General features: G+C 63.8%; 17 protein-coding genes. 10 read left to right on the top strand and 7 right to left on the bottom strand.

Annotation, left to right across the window (positions count from 1 at the left end; translation table 11 throughout):
• Positions 1-14: 14 nt before the first annotated feature.
• Both tilS and mdh read left to right on the top strand, forming a co-directional pair.
• Complete coding sequence (gene tilS / locus GKZ68_RS05925; RefSeq protein WP_173111914.1) at positions 15-1,343, top strand: tRNA lysidine(34) synthetase TilS; 1,329 nt, start codon at positions 15-17, stop codon at positions 1,341-1,343.
• A gap of 108 nt (positions 1,344-1,451) precedes the next feature.
• Positions 1,452-2,396: a malate dehydrogenase gene (gene mdh, locus GKZ68_RS05920; RefSeq protein ID WP_173111911.1), complete on the top strand. Its 945-nt coding sequence runs from the start codon at positions 1,452-1,454 to the stop codon at positions 2,394-2,396.
• 59 nt (positions 2,397-2,455) lie between these two features.
• Here mdh and GKZ68_RS05915 read toward each other — a convergent pair whose 3' ends face one another.
• Genes GKZ68_RS05915 through GKZ68_RS05905 form a run of 3 tightly spaced genes read right to left on the bottom strand, consistent with a single transcriptional unit; the run spans position 2,456 to position 10,107 of the window.
• The gene (locus GKZ68_RS05915) at positions 2,456-5,332 is read right to left on the bottom strand and encodes an RNaseH domain-containing protein (protein WP_173111908.1); all 2,877 of its coding nucleotides are present in this window, start codon (positions 5,330-5,332) and stop codon (positions 2,456-2,458) included.
• 45 nt (positions 5,333-5,377) lie between these two features.
• Positions 5,378-8,926, bottom strand: coding sequence for a hypothetical protein (locus tag GKZ68_RS05910; protein WP_173111905.1), 3,549 nt, complete (start codon positions 8,924-8,926; stop codon positions 5,378-5,380).
• Complete coding sequence (locus tag GKZ68_RS05905) at positions 8,923-10,107, bottom strand: hypothetical protein (RefSeq protein ID WP_173111903.1); 1,185 nt, start codon at positions 10,105-10,107, stop codon at positions 8,923-8,925. The genes GKZ68_RS05910 and GKZ68_RS05905 overlap by 4 nt, the downstream gene beginning before the upstream one ends.
• A gap of 92 nt (positions 10,108-10,199) precedes the next feature.
• Between GKZ68_RS05905 and GKZ68_RS05900 the strand changes: the two genes are divergently transcribed.
• From GKZ68_RS05900 to GKZ68_RS05885, 4 genes are read left to right on the top strand one after another with little or no spacing between them, the layout of a single operon-like run.
• Positions 10,200-10,556, top strand: coding sequence for a helix-turn-helix domain-containing protein (locus tag GKZ68_RS05900; RefSeq protein WP_173111900.1), 357 nt, complete (start codon positions 10,200-10,202; stop codon positions 10,554-10,556).
• Positions 10,528-11,133, top strand: a complete 606-nt coding sequence (locus GKZ68_RS05895) for an ImmA/IrrE family metallo-endopeptidase (RefSeq protein ID WP_173111897.1) — start codon at positions 10,528-10,530, stop codon at positions 11,131-11,133. The genes GKZ68_RS05900 and GKZ68_RS05895 overlap by 29 nt, the downstream gene beginning before the upstream one ends.
• Positions 11,134-11,154: 21 nt before the next feature.
• Complete coding sequence (locus GKZ68_RS05890; RefSeq protein WP_173111894.1) at positions 11,155-12,258, top strand: glycosyltransferase family 9 protein; 1,104 nt, start codon at positions 11,155-11,157, stop codon at positions 12,256-12,258.
• A 27-nt stretch (positions 12,259-12,285) separates the two neighbouring features.
• A complete protein-coding gene (locus GKZ68_RS05885; protein ID WP_173111891.1) occupies positions 12,286-12,453 on the top strand; it encodes a hypothetical protein in 168 nt (55 codons plus the stop codon).
• A gap of 14 nt (positions 12,454-12,467) precedes the next feature.
• On the opposite strand, the gene GKZ68_RS05880 is transcribed toward GKZ68_RS05885, so the two are convergent.
• The 4 genes from GKZ68_RS05880 to pxpB form a co-directional block, all read right to left on the bottom strand.
• Positions 12,468-13,652, bottom strand: coding sequence for an NRAMP family divalent metal transporter (locus GKZ68_RS05880; protein ID WP_173111888.1), 1,185 nt, complete (start codon positions 13,650-13,652; stop codon positions 12,468-12,470).
• The gene (gene pxpA / locus GKZ68_RS05875) at positions 13,649-14,443 is read right to left on the bottom strand and encodes a LamB/YcsF family protein (protein WP_173111885.1); all 795 of its coding nucleotides are present in this window, start codon (positions 14,441-14,443) and stop codon (positions 13,649-13,651) included. Before pxpA ends, GKZ68_RS05880 begins: the two co-directional genes overlap by 4 nt.
• Positions 14,444-14,603: 160 nt before the next feature.
• The gene (locus GKZ68_RS05870) at positions 14,604-15,443 is read right to left on the bottom strand and encodes a biotin-dependent carboxyltransferase family protein (RefSeq protein ID WP_217275320.1); all 840 of its coding nucleotides are present in this window, start codon (positions 15,441-15,443) and stop codon (positions 14,604-14,606) included.
• Complete coding sequence (gene pxpB / locus GKZ68_RS05865) at positions 15,433-16,158, bottom strand: 5-oxoprolinase subunit PxpB (protein WP_173111882.1); 726 nt, start codon at positions 16,156-16,158, stop codon at positions 15,433-15,435. The genes GKZ68_RS05870 and pxpB overlap by 11 nt, the downstream gene beginning before the upstream one ends.
• A gap of 51 nt (positions 16,159-16,209) precedes the next feature.
• Here pxpB and GKZ68_RS05860 point away from each other — a divergent pair, with 51 nt between their 5' ends.
• The 4 genes from GKZ68_RS05860 to GKZ68_RS05845 all read left to right on the top strand — a co-directional run bounded on the left by GKZ68_RS05860 (position 16,210) and on the right by GKZ68_RS05845 (position 21,311).
• The gene (locus tag GKZ68_RS05860) at positions 16,210-18,804 is read left to right on the top strand and encodes a M1 family aminopeptidase (protein WP_173111879.1); all 2,595 of its coding nucleotides are present in this window, start codon (positions 16,210-16,212) and stop codon (positions 18,802-18,804) included.
• Positions 18,805-18,902: 98 nt separating this feature from the next.
• Positions 18,903-20,141 (top strand): pitrilysin family protein, encoded by a 1,239-nt coding sequence (locus tag GKZ68_RS05855; protein WP_173111876.1) that lies wholly within the window; start codon positions 18,903-18,905, stop codon positions 20,139-20,141.
• Between the two features lie 2 nt (positions 20,142-20,143).
• A complete protein-coding gene (locus GKZ68_RS05850; protein WP_173111874.1) occupies positions 20,144-20,593 on the top strand; it encodes a YDG/SRA domain-containing protein in 450 nt (149 codons plus the stop codon).
• Positions 20,594-20,657: 64 nt separating this feature from the next.
• The gene (locus GKZ68_RS05845; RefSeq protein WP_173111873.1) at positions 20,658-21,311 is read left to right on the top strand and encodes an O-methyltransferase; all 654 of its coding nucleotides are present in this window, start codon (positions 20,658-20,660) and stop codon (positions 21,309-21,311) included.
• The last annotated feature ends 81 nt before the right edge of the window (positions 21,312-21,392 follow it).

Raw genomic sequence — 21,392 nt, 5'->3', positions numbered from 1 at the left:
CTTTCCTATTTGTCATGCTCGACCAGGTTCGCCAATTCATTACTGATAACAAGCTTTTCGACCTCGAAACTGATGCCGTGCTGGTGGCCGTGAGCGGCGGCCTCGACTCGGTGGTGCTGCTCGACGTGCTGCACCGGCTAGGGGTGTCGCTGGCCGTGGCGCACGGACACTTTGGCCTACGCGGCGCCGAGGCCGACGCCGACGAGCAGTTTGTGCGCAAGCTGGCCAAGCAGTACGAGGCGCCCTACTTCGCCGAGTTTTTCCAGACCAAAGCTTTTGCCGAGCGCGAGGGCATCTCGACCCAGATGGCGGCCCGATTGCTGCGCTACCGCTGGTTTGAGCAGGTGCGCGCGGCCAACGGCTACGCCGCCATCGCTACCGGCCACCACCGCCGCGACCAGGCCGAGACGATGCTGCTCAACCTCACGCACGGCACCGGGCTAGCCGGCCTGCACGGCATTCAGGCCAAAAATGGCCACATCATCCGCCCCCTGCTAGGCCAGGCCAAAGACGATTTGTACGATTACCTGGTCGAAAATCGCCTCATCTGGCGCGAGGATGCCTCCAACGACAGCCCCGTGTACCAGCGCAACCGCCTGCGCCAGCAGGTGCTGCCGGTGCTGCGCGAAATCAATCCCAACCTCGACAACACCCTGGCCGCCACCGCCGAGCGCGTGGGCGGCGCCGAAGAAATCGTGCGTCGCTACGTGGCCGACACCGCCGCCCAGGCCCGCCGCGACGCGCCCGAGGCCACGTACTTCAGCATTGCCACGCTTCAGAACACGGCCGCTACCACCCTGGTGCTACACGAGCTGCTGCGGCCCTTTGGCTTTTCGTGGCCCGTGACCAAGGAAATCGTGGCTAGCCTCGGTGGCCTCTCGGGCAAGCAGTTCGACTCGCCCACCCACCGCCTAGTTAAGGACCGCGACCAGCTCGTTATCACGCCGCGCCGGCTAGCCCAGTACGGCACCTTCCAGCTCGCCGAAAACCAAGAAGACCTGCTGGCCGATGGCCTGCGCCTGCGCGCCACCACCCACGACGGCGCGGGCTACGATATTCCGCGCTCGCGCAGCACGGCGGCGCTGGATATCGACAAGCTCAAATTCCCGCTCACGCTGCGCCGCTGGCGCGAGGGCGACGCATTTATGCCGCTGGGCCTGAAAGGCAAGAAGCTAGTCAGCGACTTCCTCATCGACCAGAAAGTGCCGCTCAATCTCAAAGATGAGGTGCGCGTACTGACCTCGGCCGACGGCAAAATCTGCTGGGTGGTGGGCTTCCGCGTCGATGAGCGCTTTAAGGTGGAGGAAGCCACGGAGCGCGTGCTGGCCGTGCAGCGGCTGTGAAGCGCAGCTGAAGTGAGGTCTGCTCGTAGCCGCCGCCCAATTTTCGGCCGTACTTTTACCGCGCCAGACTTTGCTGGCACCGTTCCCTCCTACCCTTCAATTTTTCCCATGAAAGTTACCGTAGTTGGGGCTGGCAACGTGGGCGCTACCTGCGCCGACGTGCTCGCCACCCGAGAAATTGCCAACGAAATCGTTTTGGTTGACATCAAGGAAGGCTTCGCCGAAGGCAAAGCCCTCGATATCTGGCAGAAAGCCCCCATTATCGGCTACGACTCGCGCACCGTGGGCGTGACGAATGACTACGCCCGCACCGCCGGGTCTGATGTGGTAGTCATTACCTCGGGCCTGCCCCGCAAGCCCGGCATGAGCCGCGACGACCTTATTGCGACCAACGCCGGCATCGTGAAATCGGTGACCGAGCAGGTGGTGAAGCACTCGCCCAACGCCATTATCATCATCGTGAGCAACCCACTCGACGTGATGACTTACCAGGCCCACCTCACCGCCAAGCTGCCCCGCGAAAAGGTATTCGGCATGGCCGGCATCCTGGACACGGCCCGCTACCGCGCCTTTTTGGCCGAGGCCCTGAACGTGAGCCCCAAAGACATTCAGGCCGTACTAATGGGCGGCCACGGCGACACCATGGTGCCGCTGCCCCGCTACACCACCGTGGGCGGCATTCCGGTGACCGAGCTCATTGACAAGGATAAACTTGACGCCATTGTGGAGCGCACCAAGAACGGCGGCGGTGAGCTGGTGAAGCTTATGGGCACCTCGGCCTGGTACGCGCCCGGCGCGGCGGCCGCCCAAATGGTGGAGGCCATCGTGCGCGACCAGCGCCGCGTGTTCCCGGTGTGCCTGGAGTTGCAAGGCGAGTACGGCATCAACGGCGTGTACCTCGGCGCCCCGGTTATTCTGGGCAAGAATGGCATCGAGCGCGTGATTGAGCTGCAACTCAACGACGAGGAAAAGGCGCTGCTCGAAACCTCGCGCGGCCACGTGAAAGAGGTAATGGACGCGCTGGACAAGATGAGCGCTCAGCCGGCGGCGTAGCACCTATAGTTTTACTAATAGAAGCCCCGTCAGCCAGTGTCGACGGGGCTTTTTTTACGTTAGTCAAGTATACAGAGGTAATCATCTATCAGCGCCTTGGCCAGGTGCATGGGGAAGGGATATAGCGTATTAGCGGTATCCCAGGCGGGTGAGGTGCGCAGATAATGCAGAATGCGGCACAAGGCTAAAAGCTTAGCTTCTTCCTGCAAATCAGGATGCACGAAGAAAGGCACAAACTCTACCACCTGCTGGTGCCGGAATGAAACGCCAGCGCCAGCGCCATCCTTGCCAGGGCGTATTTCTAGCTTGAATAGGCCTTGTCCCGCTTCTTTGTCAGTTTCTATTTTTTGTATATCGGCCTGCTGACCAATAGAAAAGAAGTGTAACAGGCCCGAGGAACGCCGGTCTACGAAAGCGCTTAATTGCTTAAAATCTCGAGCCGATGTGCCCTCGATGACTTCGGGCAGGTATTGGGGCGTCTCATCATTTAGACGCAGGCGTACTACGGCTAGTAGGTTTTTAACGGCCGGGTCGGTGCGCATGTAGGCCCGGCCCTGGCCATGCACGTGCCGAAAATTCAATTCATCTTGCTGGTCAGCCAAGTGCTCGTTTTTCAGTTGGGGCCAGATATGCTGCCCTTCCTTCCCCGCATTGCGCCAGCCGTTGGCTTCGATGAGCACCAACGTAGGCCGCTCGTGCGAAACCGCTACTACGTGCGCGGCAAACTGCGCTAGCTCGGGCGGGGATAGCTTGGGGCTAGGCTGGTCTTTCTGAAACGCTGGCACACCGCGCTGCTTTAGCAGAAATTGACCCAGCCGGGGGCCAGCGCTGGCATAGGGCTGCCAGACCTCCTCATGCGGAAACAGCACATCTACTTCGCCCGTAGCGCGCAGCCGCACGGCCACGGCATAATGCACTTCAGGGTCTTGCACCTCGCGGCGGTACAAGGCAATGACATCCAGATTGTCAGCCAATAGCGCGGGTAACGCCGCGTGCTTATAGAGGGCGCTAGGCGGGCCACCCAGTACGCCGGGCTGGCGCACCAGCAGGTCGAAGGCCGCATTAGCGCCCCGGCTTTGCGCTCCGAAGGAGAATGATGCGCCATCCTTGCCAAAATCGGCCCTTCGCAACCGCTGCGAGGCAACACCCAGGCTAGCGCAGGCGGCCCGCACGGCCCCCTTAATGTGCCGCACTTCCTCTGAACAGTCTTTTTTAAGACCTTCGATGAAGGCAAAACGCGCGGGTTGGCTTTCCTGGACATACGCTTGCAGGAATATTTTCCAGGCTTGTCGCTTCACGTTGTGCTGCCGGGCGTAGTGCTGCTGCTTGGTACCAGCATGCAAGTCGGGGTCATACTTGTCGTACTCTGCCAGCAGTGTGGGGTCGGTGATTGGCACTTCTATGATGCTCAGCCACGCGGGCACCTGGCCGGGGGGCAGCAACAGGGCTTTTTGCACCTGTTGCTTCATCAGGGTTAGCGTGCTTTCCTCCCGGTACACCAGCAACAGCTGGGCGGGTGCCTGCCGCAAGGCTTGTCGCCAGCGGTGGTGAAAGTTGTCGGCAGTAGCCGAAGCGCTTTCGAGCGGACCAACGCCTTGTTGCGCTGCTTTGCGCCACTCGTTCTTGACCTTGCCATTGAAAAACTTACTGGTGCGCATGGCGGCCGGCACCTTGCTACCCTTAGGCAGCGGGTGCGTATCGGCTGGCACGGGCTTATCGGGGCGCAACCGCCCGCCTAGCAAGTGCAATACTTGGCGCAATACGGCGCGGCGCTCATCCAAGTGGAAGCCGGACTTGATGGCATGCCCCCGGCCGCGCGCGGTGTCGTAGCCATAGCCCTCGGCGTGAATTAAGTAAAACTCGTCGCCGGCCGGGTCGTGGGGTGGGCCTTCAATACCATAGGCAGCCGGATTAGCTATGAGTAACTCGGGTGCGGGCAGCAGCCGGGCCGAGGCATCCTCCAGCAGCTCGGGTAGCTGCAATTGCCACTCCCATTGCCCGTAGTTTTTACCTAGCTGCAGGCGCACCAGCGTAGCCGGGCCGCTGCCGAGCGGCGCGTCGGCCAGCCGGGGCGTGTGCAAGCCAGTAAGCACTGACACATTGCGCCGAAAATTTTCCCGCGTCAGGGCTTGATGGCCGTAGCGCTGGCAGCTAAGCCGCATAAATAGCCAGGGCCTGAGCCGGTTGCTGTCTTCATAAAAGCGGCCAGCTTGCGTTTCAACTTCAAAATCGAGGCGATAAGCAAAATAGCCTTCTTTCTCGGCAGGCATCTCCTCGTCGTACTGGCTTTTTTCGGGCTGGTAGCGGGCTCGGAAGGGCTGACTGACGACGTAGATTTCCGTGCGGTCGCCGCCACCACCTTGTACCCTACGCCACGTTACCGGGCGCTGGTCATCGCCTACCGGGGCCGTTTGCCCATGCAGTAGGGTAGCCAGCAGCGCCGGCAGGGCCTGATAGATGAGGCCACTGGCCCGGCCTGGGTCGCGCACCAGCTCATCGGATTTATAGCGCTGCCAGCCGGCGGGCTTTAGCTGGCGCACGGCAGCTAAAAATTGCTCGCATTCAGCTGGCCTATCTTCTTCGTACTTTCTGGTCCAGTTTTTAGCCCTGATGCGTACCAGGCGATGAATGAGCGTCGGCTCGGGCAACGCTGGCGGTACCTCTGGGGTACCTACTACCAATAGGCGCCGGCCGTATTTGCGCCCCTCAAAGCCGTGGGCCAGCGTCGGCAGGCACGCCAACAGTAAGTTGTTAAGTTGCCGAATGGGCAAGCCCCGGCGGTTGGGCGCTACCGCCTGTATAAAAGCATCAGCAGCCTGCTCGTACTCACGGGCAAACGGCAGGCAATAAGCTTCCAGGCCGACAAAGCGGTCGGGGTCGGGAGTAAAGCGTAGCAGGCGCACGTCGGTCAGCGGCTTAGGCGGGTTTTTGGGCATAAGTTTGTTTTAAAAAAAGGAAGTTAAAAAAATACTCTTGTCCAGCTATTCTACAAATCCTTCAATAGCGTCCATCGCTTCTTGCAAAGGCAGATACAGCGCCTGGCCCACCGGGTCATCGTCGCTGGTGTACACGCGCAGGCGCTCTATCATGGCGGCTAGCAGGCTGGTTTCGGGTGCATCGGGCTGTGGATGGCCAGTGCGCGGGGCCGCATTGTTGGGTGCCCAGGCCGCATCTACAAAGAAGGCGTGGAAGGGCACCCCGCCGCGCAGCAGGCGGCCCATGGCCTGAATGACGTAGCCCAGCGTGGTGGCAGCCAAGTCGCGCCGGGGGTAGGCGCACAGGGCCGGGTCGTCGAAGAGGGTACTGTAGTACGAGCGGCTTTCGGCCTGCCGCCAGTAGCGCAAGGCTTGGCGGCGGGCGGCATTGGCCTTACCCAGGAGGCCATCGGCCTGCCAGGCCTCCTGCCCACTGTCCCGCAGCCAGTCGAAGGTGCGGCGATTCAATTCGCGGGCCACGGCCTGCGCATCATGCGGGTGCGGGTAGGGCCGCGTCAGAAAATACACGGCCCCAAAGGCGGCCCGGCCGTGAGCATTCAGGATGTTAAAGCCGCGCCCTACTGCGTTGAGCGGCGCTATCAGTACGCAGGCATCGTGTTGGTGCGCAAACTGCTCAATATCGGCCCGCAGCAAGCCCCCTGCGGGCGGTTCGCCCGCCGCTTGGGGCACGAGGTAGCGAATACTCCTGCGCTGGGCCAGCCAGCTGCTGCGTAGCGCATCGGCCGCCCAGCTGGCTTGTTCATAAGAATTAACGAATAGCAACAAGCGGCCCCGGTCGGCCCATTGCGCGGGGTCTTGCTGGCCTAGGTGGTGCAGGCGGTCGAGCATTTCGGCTAGGTGCCCTTGTCCACCCCGGCCGGCCAAGCCGCTCATTAATTGCGTAATGCGGCCCATTGTCTCAATCTGCCGGCCACCGCCGGAGATACGGATACCCTTATCCTGGGCATCGCGCTGCGGCAGGAACGCAAACTTGCTGCGGGCAATGGCCGCCATTGCCTCGGCCGGGGGCGATAGCAGCCCCTGCGGCGGCCCCACATGAAAAGTGGTGGAATCGGGCAGGTACGAGGTCCCCGACAAGGCTAGCACGTGCGGGCCGGGCTCGCCCGTGAGGTCGGCGAACAACTCGTGAAAATGCAGCACATAGTGCCGCCCTACGTTGGTGTAGGCAAAGAGCGACAGCGCATGGTCGGCCGCGCCGGCCTGCCGGCTGCCGCTAGCGTAGTAGGTGCCAAACTGCCGCCCCGTGAGCGGCAGCGGCAACAGGCTTTGCATGGCGGCCCGGCTACGGTGGTTGGGCGAATCGACCAGCACGCCGGCCGGGCGCTGGTCCCACTCGTATAATACGATGCGGCTGTGCCGGTCGAGCAGGGCTACCGTCAGCACCAGCTGTAGCTGATAGGCCAAGCGCTCTACCTCGGCGGCCGGGCGCTCGGGGCCACTAGGCACTTGGCTTAGGCCAAAAGCTCGCAGCCACTCGGCGCACTCGGTGCGTAGCTCGGCGTCGCTGGCACTTTCCTCGGCGTTGCTGAGGCGCTGCAGCAATTGCCACAAGGCACGGGTAGCATCCTGCTCCCGGGCGCGGCGGCTTAGCGGCCGGAGCGGGTCGGGCTCATCGAGCAAGGCCTCGAAAGGGTGCAGCACCGTGCGCGTCAGCTGCTCATTGGCTTGGCGCTGCGGCTCAGGCACTTCGGGCCGGTCGTATTCTGCCAGGCCAGCGATGCCTCGCGCCAGCCGGTAGCTGAGCGACAGCGGCGTGAACTGATGATTGGCCACCCACTGCTGCAAGAAGCCGGGGCCCCGGCCGGGCGTAAGTAGTGTCAGCAGGGCCGATATTACCTGCTGGGCGGCCCGCTCGGCGCCTACCCACCGCTGCGTACCCGGTGGCATCACCCGCGTCTGAATGGTATGGCGCTCGGTGGGCAGCGTAATCGTATCGAACAGCCCACGCTGACCGCCGGTCAGCTTTAGCTCCTGCGCATAAAAATCATCCAACCATTTGATAATGGTATCGGCCTCATCAAAAATTACCAGGTCGGACTGTTCATAGACCAACTCGCCTAGTTTCAAGGGCCGCTGCTCAACCTGCGGGGGCAGGCTGCCGCTGGTGAGGCCGCCGGGCGTTGTAATCCAGACCGCCGCAGCGGGCATGTCGCGGTAGAGCTGGTACTGCGGGCAGCTGGTAATAAACGGGCAGCTCACGGCGGTGCGGCTAGCCACCGGGGGCGCGGGGGCCCGGCGGCGGCCGCGGTGAGGGGCATCTGCCAGGGCGGGCGGCAGCTTATACAGGCGCTGGCAGGGCTCGCGGCCGGCGGGTAGCAGGTGGCCTTCCAGCTGAGTGGCTACCGTGCCGTCGGTGAGGCAGGCTTGCAGCGGGCACAAGGGGCTGAGCCAGCGCTCGCCCCAGTGCGGCTGCCGCCGTGCCAGGTGCTGGCGATAGTCGTCGGAGTGCGCAAAGGCCCGGCGGTGGGTTTCGCGGGTGCTGCGGCCTAGCAGCGGCACGGCCACCGGCGCACTGGTTTCGGGGTCGCCGGCAAACCAGGTATTGAGCTGGTTGGCTAGCCCCACGGCCGACTGCACATCGCCCACTACCAGTGTCATGCGCCGGCCCGGTGGCTGCTGGCAGAAATATGCCGCCAGCAGCATCGCCAGCGTAGACTTGCCCGAAGCTACCATGCCTGCCAGGTGCATAAAACCCTCCATCGGCAACTCATCGGTAGGGTCTAGGTGGCCCGCCCGCACCAGTTGAAAGGTGAGATTGCGAAGCCGGTCAGACCAATTTTGAAGACGGTAGCCACGATAGTCAGCGGCTAGCTTTAGCTCTAGCTGGTCCAGCTTTTCCGCCACGGCTTCCAGCGTAGCCCGCCTGATGCACAGCGGCTCGCGGGGCGGGCGCGGGGCTAGCCAAGCCGGCGGCAGCGGTGGCACGGCGGCCAGCGCCGCCGCACTAAAGCGCACTTGCACCAAGGCCGTCAGCGGCTGCTGGTCGTTAGTAGGCACCACGGCCCGAAACTGGTAGTCGGTATCAGCCTGCGCAAGCTTCGGCTGCGGGCGCAGCCGCCACGGCAGCCGCTCGGTTAGGCAACGCTGGAATAGGTCTTCCTGGATGCGGTTTGGCGGCAGCCGCTTCGCGTTGGCAATCAGGGTGGGCGATGGCTCGGCCGGGTCAAAGTGGTAGCTACGCGGGGCGTGCGCCGGCAGGGCCAGGTAGTCGCGCAGCGCCACCAGCCAGGCAAAGCGCGGGCCATAGGGCACCAGCTGCCGGGCATTGACCAGGGCGCGGCGGCGAGTAGCATCCAGGCGCAACAGACGTGCCTCGCGCAGCGGCATGCCACTCAGCAGCGCCCACGGCGCCGTTACCGGCTCGTCGTCGAAGCCTAGCATTTCGGCCAGCGCGAAAGTCAGCTCTACGTTCAGTAGCGTATGAGCCTCGGTGGCTGTCATGGGGCGGCCGCCTTCCTCAGGCAGCAGGCTCGTTAGCTCCTGCACGCGGTGCCGAAACACGGCCGGAGCCTCAAAGAACGTAAGCTGATTCATGAGCGGGGGCGCTTGGCGCGAGTGGTGAGCGTAACTTTTTGCGTTACCTGCCCCAGAAATTCTTGCAGGCCGACGATGGAGTGAGTAGCCGGCAGCTTGGCATTCTGGCGTACTGTGCGCAGGTAAGTGCTACCGTGGGGCGGGGTTAGCCAGCGGTCGGGCACCACGTAAAAGGCCCGGTCGTAGGCCAGGTCATGTTGGGTACCTAGCGGGTACAGACTTTGGCCTAACAGGCGCGGATTTTGCTGATCTTTCACGTCCACGGCCCAGTGGGTGCCATCGGCAGGCCAGCCCAGGCGCAGGTCATACTGGTCGAGGCCCGGCCACAGCACTGGGGCCGCTAGCTGCTGCGGGTACTGCTGGTGCAGGTACAGCAGCTCCGCATACAAGGCTAGCTCGGGCTTGCCCGGCAGGCACACGCGCCAGAGGTGGCCCGGCCGCAGGCGCAGCACTTCGCCGGGGCCAGCCGGCCCGGGCAGCACGGCCGCGCTACCCGGCAGGTGGTCGGCGCACAGGCGCGGGCGAATGCCGCGCAGGCCGCCATCGGCCACGTGCAGCGGCCCACAATGCTGGCAGTGCCAGTGTGGCCCCGGCCCGGCCGGCTCGTACAGCTCCCCTACCTCGGCCACTCTGATGAAGCGGGCATCCTCAAACGCCTCCCCAATGGCGGCAGCCGTTGTGAGCGGGTGCTCAATCAGGAACTGCCGCAGCCGCACGTAGTCGCGCTGGGCCGCCGGGGCGGTGGCCGGTTGGCGGTTTTTGTCGCGCAGCCGTGCCAGCAGGTGCGCGAATACCTGATTGTCCAGCACCCGCGCGGCAGCCACGGCCGAGCTTCCAGCTAAGCCGGCTTCTTCTACCAGTACCGTGTAATAGAAGCGATTAGCTTCCTCGCTAAGCTCACCATCTTCGAGCAGACTGAAATCACTTTCAAAAGCTGCTGCGCGGGGCAGGGTGGCGGGCCACCAGTCGCGCACGGGCCGGCTCAGCAGCGCTTGCCAGCCCCGCGCCGATAGGGGCGCTGCGGTGGCCAGCGCCACGGCTAGCCCGTTGAGCCCCCGCCGAAGCGCTGGCCCATCAAGCCAATGGGTAGCAGACTGGCGGCCAGCTTCCTGCAAGCCAATAACCATACTCTCGAACAGATGCGCTTGCGGGGTAATCGGGGAAGGAGGCGGTTGTTTCATATAATATTTTTTGTTTCAAAAATTAAACAACGCTTTTCTCACACTTCCAAACTTGCACTCAGGTTATTTTTGCAAGCTTAGCCCAGAAACCCATGAAACATCACTTAGATGCTGCTGCCCTTGCCGCCTTGGTGCGCGCCAAACGGGCCGGCCGGGGCCTGCGCGAGATAGCCGAGGAAATCGGCGAAATCAGTCCGGCTACCCTATCGCGGGTTGAAAATGAGAAAGCGCCCGACATGACGACTTTTCTGCGCCTCTGCGACTGGCTACAAGTAGCCCCGGCCCAGCTACTGGCCGCCCAAAATGGCACAGCTGACACGGCCCCCGACCGTCCCCAGCAGATTGCGTTGCTCCTGCGCTCTGACCGGCAGCTCGACCCGGCCACTGCCAACGCCTTGGCTTCGCTGGTAGAAGCAGCTTATGCCAAGCTGCCCCGGCACGATGACTAACCCCCTGGCCGGCCAGCCAATTTCGCCGCCCCGCCTATCTGCGGCCTTCCGCCAGCGGTGCGAAGCACTGGCCACCGAGGCCCGCTACGCGCTGGGTTTGAAGGCTTTTCAGCCTTTGCCTGCCCGGCAGCTAGCAGCCCATTACCAAGTACTACTACTTACTCCATTAGACTTGGCTGCGGATGCCGGCGCTGCTGTGGCGCAAGTGCTGAGCCAGCCCGGCTGGTCAGCGGCCCTCATTAGCCGCCAGCCGCCGGTTATCCTGCACCACCCGCTGCACTCGGCGGCCCGGCAGGAGGCTAATCTTATGCACGAGCTGGCGCACCTGCTGCTAGGCCACCCCCTACCTGCTTTTGACCCCGCTACCTGGCCGGCGACGCTGGACAAGCAGCACGAGCGCGAAGCGGATTACCTGGGTAGCTGCCTACAAATACCCCGGCGCGGCCTCGAATGGGCGCAGCAACGCGGTTTTACGCGGCAGCAGACCGCTGCGCATTTCGGGGCCAGCCTGCAACTAGTGAGTTGGCGCTGCAATGCTACCGGCATTACCATTTTGAGCGCTGCGCTGGATGCATAGCTACCTTTGAGGCCTGTGCCCATGCCCGATTCACCCTTAGCCACGCTACTCATCCAAACCGCCTTTATCGGCGACGTAATCCTGGCTACGGCGCTGGTCGAGTACCTGGCCGAGCACGCGCTTGGCCAGCCGCTCGACGTGCTTGTGCGGCGCGGCAACGAGGGCTTGCTGGCGGGTAATCCGCACATCCGGCGGGTACTTATCTGGGACAAAAAAAGCCAGAAATACCCGAACCTAGTGCGCCTGCTGAAGCAAGTTCGAGCGGAGCGATACGGCCGGGTAGTAACGTTGCAGCGCTTCGCCAGCACGGGGTTTCTCACGGCTTTTTCGGGCGCGCCGGAGCGGGTGGGCTTCGCCGAAAATCCGTTCAGCCGGTTTTTTACGCGGCGCGTGCCACACGTTATCGGCGACGGCACCCACGAGGTGGCGCGCAACCTGGCCTTAATTTCTGGTTTCCAGTTGCTGGTTTCTGGTTCTCAAACACCTACCAAAAACCAAAAACCAAAAACCAGCAACCCACAGCCCCGCCTCTACCCCACCCTAGCCGACGAGGCGGCCGCCGCGCCCTACGCCGCCGTGGGCGAGTATATCTGCCTGGCGCCTACCTCCGTGTGGTTTACCAAGCAGTACCCGGAGGAAAAATGGCTGGAATTGCTGGCTGCGCTGCCCGCTAGCCTGCCCGTGTACCTGCTCGGCGGCCCGCCCGATACGGCCGCCTGCGAGCGGCTGGCCCAGGCGGCCGCCCGGCCGGGGCTGGTCAACTTATCGGGCAAATTATCCCTGCTGGCCTCGGCCGCCCTCCTGCGCGGGGCGGTGCTCAACTACGTCAACGACTCGGCGCCGCTGCACCTGTGCTCGGCAGTGGATGCGCCGGTGTGCGCCATTTTTTGCTCCACGGTGCCGGCGTTTGGGTTTGGGCCGCTGAGTTCTTTTTCACGAATTGTGGAGCACCCGGGGCCGCTGGCCTGCCGGCCGTGCGGGCTGCACGGGCACGCCCGCTGCCCGCTGGGGCACTTCCGCTGCGCCCGCGAAATCGAGACGGCGCAGCTGCTAGGGGTGCTGGCAGAGGCGCGGGCGTGGCGGGCTACCAGGCCGGCCGCGAGCGGAACGGAAGGGCGCACCTAAATTGCCTGATTATGCGTACCTTACTGCATGGACCGCATCTATCATCTCCTCGCCGAACACTGGCACCTGAGCCAGGCGCAGTACTACCATCTGCACCTGCTCAGCTCGGTGCTGCTAGGCCCCTCGCTGGGCGTTTTGCTGTTGCTGCTTTTCTGGCGCGCGCGCCAGAAAATAGCCGTGCGGCCGGCGGTGTAGCCGCGCCCGCAGCCCTAGCCAAACTGCTCCCACAGCGCTCGCAGGCTAAGGCCACCCATGATGACCACCACCACCCAGCCGGCGGCCAGCATCCAGCGGGGGTGGCGGTACGTGCCCATGAGGCGGGGGCTAGCGGCGGCCACCAGCACGATGGCCAAGGCCAGGGGCAGGATTAGCCCGTTGATGGCACCGGCAAAAATGAGCAGTTGGGTAGGCTTGCCGATGCCCACGAAGATGGCCGTTGACAAAACGATAAATACCGAGATGCAGGCCCGCTCGTGGCGCGCAAACACGGGGTGAAACGTCTTGAAAAACGACACCGACGTGTAGGCCGCGCCCACCACCGACGAGATGGCTGCGCTCCACAGAATGACGCCGAACACCCGGAAGCCCACCTCGCCCGCCGCCGCGCGGAACACGCTGGCCGCCGGGTTGTCGGCGGCTAGGGTAGCACCGTGGCTGAGCACGCCCACAATGGCCAGAAACAGCACAAACCGCATGAGGGTAGAAATGACGATGCCGCTGACGGCGCTGCGCGTCACTTCAGCCTGACTGTCAAGGCCTTTAATTCCCGCGTCGAGCAGGCGGTGGGCGCCCGAAAATGTGATGTAGCCGCCCACCGTGCCACCCACGATGGTGACGATGGCCGCCGCGCTCACCTTGGCCGGCAGCAGCGTGTGGTGCAGGGCCTGCAGCAGCGGCGGGTGGGCGCTGAAGGCAATACCCAGCGTAAGCAAAATCTTAACCGTGCCCAGAATCTTAGTGAAGCCGTCGAGCATCTTGCCCACTTCGCGCACCCAGAATAGCAGCAGCGCCACCCCGCAGCTAATGATGGCGCCCTGCTCAAACGAGAGCCCGGTGAGCACGTTCAGCCCCAGCCCGCAGCCCGCAATGTTGCCGATATTGAAGGCGAAGCCGCCCAGAATGACCATGCCCGCCAGAAAGTACCCTAGCCCCGGCAACAGCTTATTGGCCAGGTCCTGGGCCCGCAACTCGCTCACGGTGAGAATGCGCCAGGTATTGAGCTGCGCGCCCACGTCGAGCACCACCGACACCAGAATGACGAACCCGAAGCTGGTGAGCAGCTGCTGGGTAAAAACGGTGGTTTGCGTCAAAAAGCCGGGGCCGATGGACGAGTTGGCCATCAGGAAGGCAGCGCCCAGGCTAGCCCCGCCCCAGGTGCGAAACTTTGGCTTCATCGGGGGCTGGGCGCTGGGACAGGTGCGCCGGTGGCCTGCACCGTTACGTTGGCCTCGGCCAGGGCCGTGCGCAGCTGGCGGGCAAACTCCAGGGCGTGGGCGCCGTCGCCGTGCAGGCACACCGTATCGGCCCGAATAGCCACCTCGGGCCCCTGCTGGGTGCGCACCCAGCCGCCCTGCACCATGCGCAGCACCTGGGCAATGGCCGCGTCGGCACTGGTAATGAGCGCGTCGGGCTGGCGGCGCGGCGTGAGGGTACCGTTGCTTTGGTAAGTGCGGTCGGCAAAGACTTCGTGGGCCGTTTTAAGGCCGATTTTCTCGCCGGCCTTTGTCAGCTCCGAGCCGGCCAGGCCGTAGAGCGTGAGCTCGGGCTGCACCTTGTAGATGGCTTCGGCAATGCTTTCGGCCAGGGCCGCGTTGGTAGCGGCCATGTTGTAGAGCGCGCCGTGGGGCTTAAGATGGTGTAATTGCCCGCCTTCGGCGCGCACCACGGCCGCCAGCGCCCCGAGCTGGTACACCGTCATATCAAACGCTTCCTCGGCCGAGATGTCCAGGTTGCGGCGGCCGAAGCCCACCAGGTCGGGCAGGCCGGGGTGGGCGCCGATGGCCACGCCGTGGGCTAGCGCCCGGCGCACGGTCTGGCGCATCACGCCGGGGTCGCCGGCGTGAAAGCCGCAGGCCACATTGGCCGAGGTGATAAAGGGCATAATTTCAGCATCCTGGCCCAGGGTCCAGGCGCCGAAGCTTTCGCCCATGTCGCAGTTTAAATCGACGGTAGCGGGAGGGTTCATAACAGATATTTCAGGTACACGGCGCGCGCCAGGGCCCGCAACTGCCGTTCCTGCGCAAGATACAGCGCCAGCGCCTCGGCTAGCCCCACGGGCTGAAAGCGCAGCCGCGCGCCCGGCAGCGCCTGCGCCAGCCGGCCCAGGTCGGCCGAGATAGCCTGGGCTAGCCGCGGGTAGCCCCGGTGGTCTGGCAGTCGGCCAGCAGCACAATGGGCTGCCCCCCGGCCGGCACCTGCACCGTGCCAAAAGCGACGGCGCTCGATAGTAGCTCGGCGGCGGTGAGGCGGGCCAGCACCGGGCCACTGAGCCGGGCGCCCATGCGGTCGGCCTCGGTAGTAACGACGAATGGTTCTTCCCAGAAAGCGCGCTGGCTAGCCGGCGTAAATTGCGCATATTCGGGCCCCGGCAGCGCCCGCACCACCAGCGGCGCGCCGGGGCGGGCTAGCGGTGAGTTATCAACGTGCCACCCGGCCGCACCCCAGCCAGCCGCACCGGCTAGCCGTATGCCTTTGAACAACGCCTGCGAAGCAGGCGCCCACTCGCCCACCGGCAGCACGTCGCCCGCCTGCAAGGCGCGCCCGGCTAGCCCACCTAACCCGGCGCGCAGATAGGTGGCACGGCTGCCCAGCACCGGCGGCACCGCCACGCCGCCGGCCACCGCCAGCCAGGCCCGGCCGCTCGTGTTGGGCGCGCCAAAAGTCAGCACCGTGCCCGCCCGCACCGCCACCGGCCGGCCCAGCGGCACAGGCCGGCCGCCGATAGCTACGGCTAGGTGGGCGCCGGTGAGGGCTAGCAGGGCGTCGGCCTCGAAGCGGAGCGTGGGGCCGCGCAAGGTGCATTCGAGGCCGGCCAGGTTTTCGGGGTTGCCCACTAGGATATTCGCAGTGCGCAGAGCCAAGGCGTCAAGCGCACCGCTCACCACGAGGCCGGTTTTTTGGTAACCAAAGCGGCCCAGGTCCTGCACCGTGGTGAACAGGCCGGGCTTTATGACGCTAATGCTCATGGCTAAGGCGCTGAAATTCGGCTTCGGAAATCGGCACGAAGCGCAGCCGGTCGCCGGCCTGCAGCAGGCTCGGTTGGGCCCGGCCAGGGTCGAACAGCCGCCGCGGCGTGCGCCCGATAAGCTGCCAGCCGCCCGGCGTGGGCAAGGAATAAACACCGGTTTGCGCGCCCGCGATGCCCACCGCGCCGGCCGGCACCAGCGCCCGGGGCTGGGCACGGCGCGGGGTGGTCAGCCGCGCATCGAGCCCGCCGAGGTAAGGAAAGCCGGGCGCAAAGCCGACCATGTACACCAGGTATTCGGGCTGGGCATGGCGGGCAATAACCTCTTCGGCCGCTAGCTGCGCGTGGCCGGCCACCAGCGCCAGGTCGGGGCCAAAGCCGCCACCGTAGCACACCGGAATTTCTACTAGTGGCCCCGGCGCGTAGTGAGCCGCGGCGGCCTGGGCAGCGGGCAGTAGTTTTTGCAATGCGCTCGCCATCTGCGCATAAGGCAGCTCAGGGCTAGCCTGGCTCAGCACCCAAGGGTCATAAAATACGGTGAGGGTGGTGAAGGCCGGCACGTACTCACGCAGGCCCAGCGGCGGGTGCTGGTCGAGCAGCCGCGCCAGCGCCTGCAGGAGCTGGTGCGTGCCTGGAGCAATAGCCTGCCCCAGCTCCAGCACCACGGCCGCATCGCCGAGCGGGTAGAGGCGCAGGGGTGGCGTGGGAGTAGCCATGCGGCGAGCAGCTTAGTTTTGGGAAATTGTTTGTCGTTCGTCACGCTTGCTATGCCCGTGAATTACCGTAAATATGGGGCGCTCGGCGGCCTGCTGCTGGCCGCAGCCTGCCAGCGTGCCACCTACCCTACCACCAGGGCGGCTACTGCTACCCTAGCCGCCCCGGTGGCTGCGCCAGCTGTAGTGCCCGGCGTGAGCCGCGAGCTGGCCGAGTTTCGCAAGCAGACCATCAGCCGCGTAGCGTATGAGTTGCGTCTGACCGTCCCCGCTAGCAAAGCCGACCCGGTACGAGCCGACGAAACCATCACCTTCCGCCTGCGCGACAACCGCGCCCCGGTGCAGCTCGATTTTAAAGGCCGGGCTAGCCAGCTGCACAGCCTGGCTATCAACGGCCAACCCGCCGCCATCGACTACCAGGAGGAGCATCTGGCACTGCCCGCCGCCGCGCTGCAAGTGGGCGATAACGTGGTCAAAATCAGCCTGAATGCCGGCGATTTATCACTGAACCGCAACGCCGACTACCTCTACACGCTACTCGTGCCCGACCGCGCCCGCACGGTGGTGCCCGTGTTCGACCAACCCAATTTGAAGGCCACATTTGCGCTAGCCCTCACGGTGCCGCCGGGCTGGAAGACTGTCGCCAACTCGCGCTGGGCGGGCACCGATTCGAGCAAAACGACCCAGTACGTTCCCTCCGACTCCATTAGCACCTACCTGTTTTCGTTCGCGGCGGGCAAATTTACGCGCGTGGCGCAGCAGGTAAACGGCCGGCCCATGAGCTTTCTGCACCGCGAAACGGACTCGACCAAAATCCGCCTCAGCGTGCCCGCTATTTTCCGGCTGCACGGCGAGACGCTGGCCTTTTTGGAGAAGTACACGGGCATCCCCTACCCATTTCAAAAATTCGATTTTACGGCCATCCCCGACTTTCAGTACGGCGGCATGGAGCACGTCGGCAACATTGACTACAAGGCGTCCAGCCTGTTTCTCGATGAAGGCGCGACCAAGGACCAGCTGCTGGCCCGCCAAAACCTCATCGGCCACGAAACGGCCCACATGTGGTTTGGCGACCTCGTGACCATGCAGTGGTTTAACGACGTGTGGATGAAGGAGGTATTCGCCAATTTCATGGCCGATAAGATGAACCCCGAAGCCGCCGCCGGCCCGGCGCAGCTGCTCAAGTTCGTCACCGACCACTACCCCGCCGCCTACGCCGTGGACCGCACTGCCGGGGCCAATCCCATCCGGCAGCCGCTGGAGAATTTGCAGGAAGCCGGCTCGCTCTACGGTAATATTATTTACCACAAGGCGCCCATTATGATGCGCCAGTTGGAGCTGTTGATGGGTGAAAAGCCTTTCCAGGAAGGCGTGCGGGAATACTTAAAAAAGTACGCCCACGGCAACGCCACCTGGCCCGACCTCATCGCCATTCTCGACGCCCACACGCCCGCCGACCTTGCCGCCTGGAACCAGGTGTGGGTAAACCAGCCCGGCCGCCCGGTATTCGACTACGAGCTGCAACCAGCGGCTAGCCAGCTCGTTATCCGCCAGCACGCTGAGGACGGCTCCGACCGCCTCTGGCCCCAGCAGTTTGAAGTGACGCTTCTGTACCCTAGCGGCCCCCTGTCGCTGCCCGTGAATATGAGCCAGCGTGAAGTAGCCGTGCCGCTGCCGGCCGGCAAAGGGGCGCCCAGCTACGTGCTGCTCAACTCGCAGGGCCTGGGCTACGGCGTGTTTCCGGTGGCCCCGCAGGCCGCCGACCACCTGGCCAGCCTCGCCGACCCGGTGGCCCGCGCCAGCACCTACATCGCCCTCTACGAGAATATGCTGGCCGGCCGGGGGCTGGCCCCGCGCCCGCTGCTCGACCGTTACCTGGCCCAGACGGCGCACGAAACCAACGACCTCAATATCAAGCTCATCACCGACCAGCTTAGTCATATCTACTGGCAGTTTCTGACGCCCACTGAGCGCAGTGCGCTGGCCCCAGCCGTGGAAAAAGCTATTTGGCAGGCCATGCAAAAGCAGCCGCGCCCCGGCGAGCAAAAGCTGTATTTCAAAGCCTACCAAAGCATTGCGCTCACGCCAGCCGCCCAAAAATGCCTCTACCAAATCTGGCAGAGCCAAAAAGCACCCGGCCTGGTGAAGCTGACCGAGGACGACTACACCAGCCTGGCGCTGGCCCTGGCCGTGCGCGACTACGCCGCGCCGCAACCCATTCTGCCCCAGCAGCTAGCCCGCATCACCAACGTAGACCGCCGCCAGCGCCTGCAGTTCCTGATGCCCGCGCTCTCGCCCGACGTAGCCACCCGCGACCAGTTTTTTGCCTCGCTTAAAGACGAGAAAAACCGCGAAAAGGAAGCCTGGGTGCAGAGCGCCCTCGGCTACCTGCACCACCCGCTGCGCCAGGCCACGTCGGAGCAATACCTGCCCGCTAGCCTCGATTTATTGGCAGAAATTCAGCAGACGGGCGACATCTTCTTCCCCGCGGGCTGGCTGCAAAGCACGCTGGGCAGCTACCAGTCGGCCACGGCGGCGCGCACGGTGCGCGAGTTTTTGGCTGCCCACCCCAACTACAACCCGCAGCTGCGCAACAAGCTGCTGCAAGCGGCCGACGACCTGTTTCGGGCCGAGAAACTGGTGCAGTAGCGCGGACTTTTAGTCCGCGAGTAATGGGCGCACTGACTCGCGGACTAAAAGTCCGCGCTACGGCCCGAACTTTGTTGCTTTCGCCGATTATAGTATCAATGTCTGATTACCACCAATTCGAGTATCCCAACGGTATCCGCCTCTTGCACAAGGAGGTGCCGCACACCAAGATTGCGCACTGCGGCTTTTTGCTCGACATCGGCTCGCGCGATGAGCAGGCGCACCAGCAGGGGCTAGCCCATTTTTGGGAGCACATGGCCTTCAAAGGCACCCACAAGCGCAAGTCGTTTCACATCCTCAACCGCCTCGAAACCGTGGGCGGCGAGCTGAACGCCTACACCACCAAGGAAAAAATCTGCTTCTACGCCACGCTGCTCAGCACCCACTTTGAGCGCGCATTTGAGCTGCTTACCGACTTGACCTTCAACTCGGTATTCCCGGAGCGCGAGGTAGAAAAAGAGCGCGGCGTGATTCTGGAGGAGATGAGCATGTACCAGGATGCGCCGGAGGATGCCATTATCGACGACTTCGACGCCGTGATATATGGCGCGCACCCGCTAGGGGTCAATATCCTCGGCACGCGCGAAAGCGTGAGCGGCTTTCAAACGGCTGATTTTCACGCCTTCTATAACGAAAACGTGCGCACCGACCGGCTGATTTTCAGCTCCGTCAGCAACCTGCCGTTTAAGGAAGTAAAGCGGCTAGCCGACCGTTTTCTGGCGCCTATTCCGGCCCGGCTAGGGCCGCGCGAGCGGCTACCGTTTAGCGGCTACGTGCGCCACGACCGCACCGAAACGCGTCCCATCTCGCAGGCGCACTGTATAGTGGGTGGCCCCGCCTACCCGCTCACCGACGAGCGCCGGGTGCCGTTTTTCATGCTCAATAACATCCTGGGCGGCCCCGGCATGAACTCGCGCCTCAACCTGGCGGTACGCGAAAAATATGGCCTCGTGTACACCATCGACAGCTCGTACTCGCCTTATACAGATACCGGCTTGTTCGGCATCTACTTCGGCACCGAGGCCAAGCAGCTCACCCGCACGCTGGGCCTGGTGCAGAAGGAACTCAAACTACTGCGCGAGAAAGAGCTGACTACCAGCCAGCTGCACGTAGCCAAAAACCAGCTCATGGGGCAGCTCGCCATGAGCGAGGAAAGCAACTCGGGCCTGATGCAGCTGCTGGGCAAAAGCACCCTCGACCTGGGCCGCGTGGAGCCGCTGCCCGAGATTTTTGCGCGCATTGAGGCCGTGACCGCTAGCCAACTGCGCGAGCTGGCCAACGAGGTGCTGGCCGAGGATAATCTCAGCATCCTGCAATACGTGCCGGAAGAAAAGTAGCAATGGCGGCCTCCCCGGTTTTTGGCCACGTAGGCACGGCGCAGCCGGGCGACTTGTTTGCCTCGCGGTTGGAGCTTTCGCTACGGGGCCAGCACCGGCCGCGGCGGGCCGGCGTGGGGGCTACGGCCGCCTTGGGTGCCGAAAGTATCGTGCTGGCCGAGCAGTACGAAGACGATGCTTACCATGACGACCACTTCTGGTATGCGGGCAGCGGCGGACGCGACCCCAAAACCGGCCGGCAAGTAACCGACCAAGCCCCCAACGATTACCGCAACCAGGGCCTCATGCGCAGCGAGCGCACGGGCCAGCCGGTGCGGGTATTTCGGCGCATCGCGCCGGGTGGCGACCGGCAATTTCGCTACGAAGGGCTGTGGCAGGTAGTGGCGCACACCTACGGCCCAGGTAAATCGGGCTTTCAAGTATTTCGCTTTAAACTGAAACCGTGGCAGTAGTCGAGCGCCCTTAGGCAGCCCTGGGGCGCTCTTTCGCGTTGTTGGGCCGCCTTGCTTTCTTACTATGTCCGATTTCGACTCTCCTCTCCAGGCCTACGCCAACCAGCATACCGCGCCCGAGCCGCCGCTGCTGCACCAGTTGTGGCGCGAAACCCACTTGCAGCTGCTGATGCCGCGCATGGCCACCGGCCACTGGCAGGGCCGGCTGCTGAGCTTGCTTTCGCACCTCCTCAGGCCGAGCCGCATTCTGGAAATCGGCACTTTCACCGGCTACGCTACTTTGAGCCTGGCCGAGGGGCTAGCCCCGAATGGCGGCCACCTGCACACCATCGAAATCAACCCCGAGCGCGAAAGCCGCATCCGGCGCTACGTGGCGGCGGCGGGGCTGGCCGGGCGCGTGAGCCTGCACATCGGCGACGCGCGCGATGTTTTGGCCGGCTTGGTCGGCGAAGTATGGGATTTAGTCTTTATTGACGCCGACAAGCTGCATAATGCCCGGTACTTTGAGCTTGTAATCAGCCAGGTGCGCTCTGGTGGGCTGGTGGTGGTGGATAATGTGCTGTGGGGCGGCAAGGCCTTGCCCGCTTATCCGCTCAAAGCCAATGACCACGACACCCGCGCCGTGCGTGCTTTCAACGAGCAAGTGCGGCACGACCCGCGCGTGGTACCGCTGCTGCTGCCCGTGCGCGATGGGCTGCTGCTGCTGCGTAAAATTTAAAATTCGTTTGTCCTGGCGAGCGCAGCGCGGCAATCGCAGCAGCACAGCGCCCGCGCCGGCCGTGCTGCCAGCTTCATGCGC

It is taken from the genome of Hymenobacter sp. BRD128, assembly GCF_013256625.1.
Classification (GTDB): Bacteria; Bacteroidota; Bacteroidia; order Cytophagales; family Hymenobacteraceae; genus Hymenobacter.
Note: the sequence above shows the minus strand (reverse complement) of the source record. Positions and strands in the feature narration are given on the sequence as shown.

What these genes read in the sequence shown, in the direction of transcription:
- GKZ68_RS05845 (WP_173111873.1), top strand. Translation starts at nt 20,658, where the DNA reads ATGTCCGATTTCGACTCTCCTCTCCAGGCCTACGCCAACCAGCATACC.
- GKZ68_RS05880 (WP_173111888.1), bottom strand. Translation starts at nt 13,652, where the DNA reads ATGAAGCCAAAGTTTCGCACCTGGGGCGGGGCTAGCCTGGGCGCTGCC.
- GKZ68_RS05905 (WP_173111903.1), bottom strand. Translation starts at nt 10,107, where the DNA reads ATGAAACAACCGCCTCCTTCCCCGATTACCCCGCAAGCGCATCTGTTC.
- pxpB (WP_173111882.1), bottom strand. Translation starts at nt 16,158, where the DNA reads ATGGCTACTCCCACGCCACCCCTGCGCCTCTACCCGCTCGGCGATGCG.
- GKZ68_RS05855 (WP_173111876.1), top strand. Translation starts at nt 18,903, where the DNA reads ATGTCTGATTACCACCAATTCGAGTATCCCAACGGTATCCGCCTCTTG.
- GKZ68_RS05900 (WP_173111900.1), top strand. Translation starts at nt 10,200, where the DNA reads ATGAAACATCACTTAGATGCTGCTGCCCTTGCCGCCTTGGTGCGCGCC.
- GKZ68_RS05910 (WP_173111905.1), bottom strand. Translation starts at nt 8,926, where the DNA reads ATGAATCAGCTTACGTTCTTTGAGGCTCCGGCCGTGTTTCGGCACCGC.
- GKZ68_RS05890 (WP_173111894.1), top strand. Translation starts at nt 11,155, where the DNA reads ATGCCCGATTCACCCTTAGCCACGCTACTCATCCAAACCGCCTTTATC.
- tilS (WP_173111914.1), top strand. Translation starts at nt 15, where the DNA reads ATGCTCGACCAGGTTCGCCAATTCATTACTGATAACAAGCTTTTCGAC.
- mdh (WP_173111911.1), top strand. Translation starts at nt 1,452, where the DNA reads ATGAAAGTTACCGTAGTTGGGGCTGGCAACGTGGGCGCTACCTGCGCC.
- GKZ68_RS05915 (WP_173111908.1), bottom strand. Translation starts at nt 5,332, where the DNA reads ATGCCCAAAAACCCGCCTAAGCCGCTGACCGACGTGCGCCTGCTACGC.
- GKZ68_RS05885 (WP_173111891.1), top strand. Translation starts at nt 12,286, where the DNA reads ATGGACCGCATCTATCATCTCCTCGCCGAACACTGGCACCTGAGCCAG.
- GKZ68_RS05850 (WP_173111874.1), top strand. Translation starts at nt 20,144, where the DNA reads ATGGCGGCCTCCCCGGTTTTTGGCCACGTAGGCACGGCGCAGCCGGGC.
- GKZ68_RS05860 (WP_173111879.1), top strand. Translation starts at nt 16,210, where the DNA reads ATGCCCGTGAATTACCGTAAATATGGGGCGCTCGGCGGCCTGCTGCTG.
- GKZ68_RS05895 (WP_173111897.1), top strand. Translation starts at nt 10,528, where the DNA reads ATGCCAAGCTGCCCCGGCACGATGACTAACCCCCTGGCCGGCCAGCCA.
- GKZ68_RS05870 (WP_217275320.1), bottom strand. Translation starts at nt 15,443, where the DNA reads ATGAGCATTAGCGTCATAAAGCCCGGCCTGTTCACCACGGTGCAGGAC.
- pxpA (WP_173111885.1), bottom strand. Translation starts at nt 14,443, where the DNA reads ATGAACCCTCCCGCTACCGTCGATTTAAACTGCGACATGGGCGAAAGC.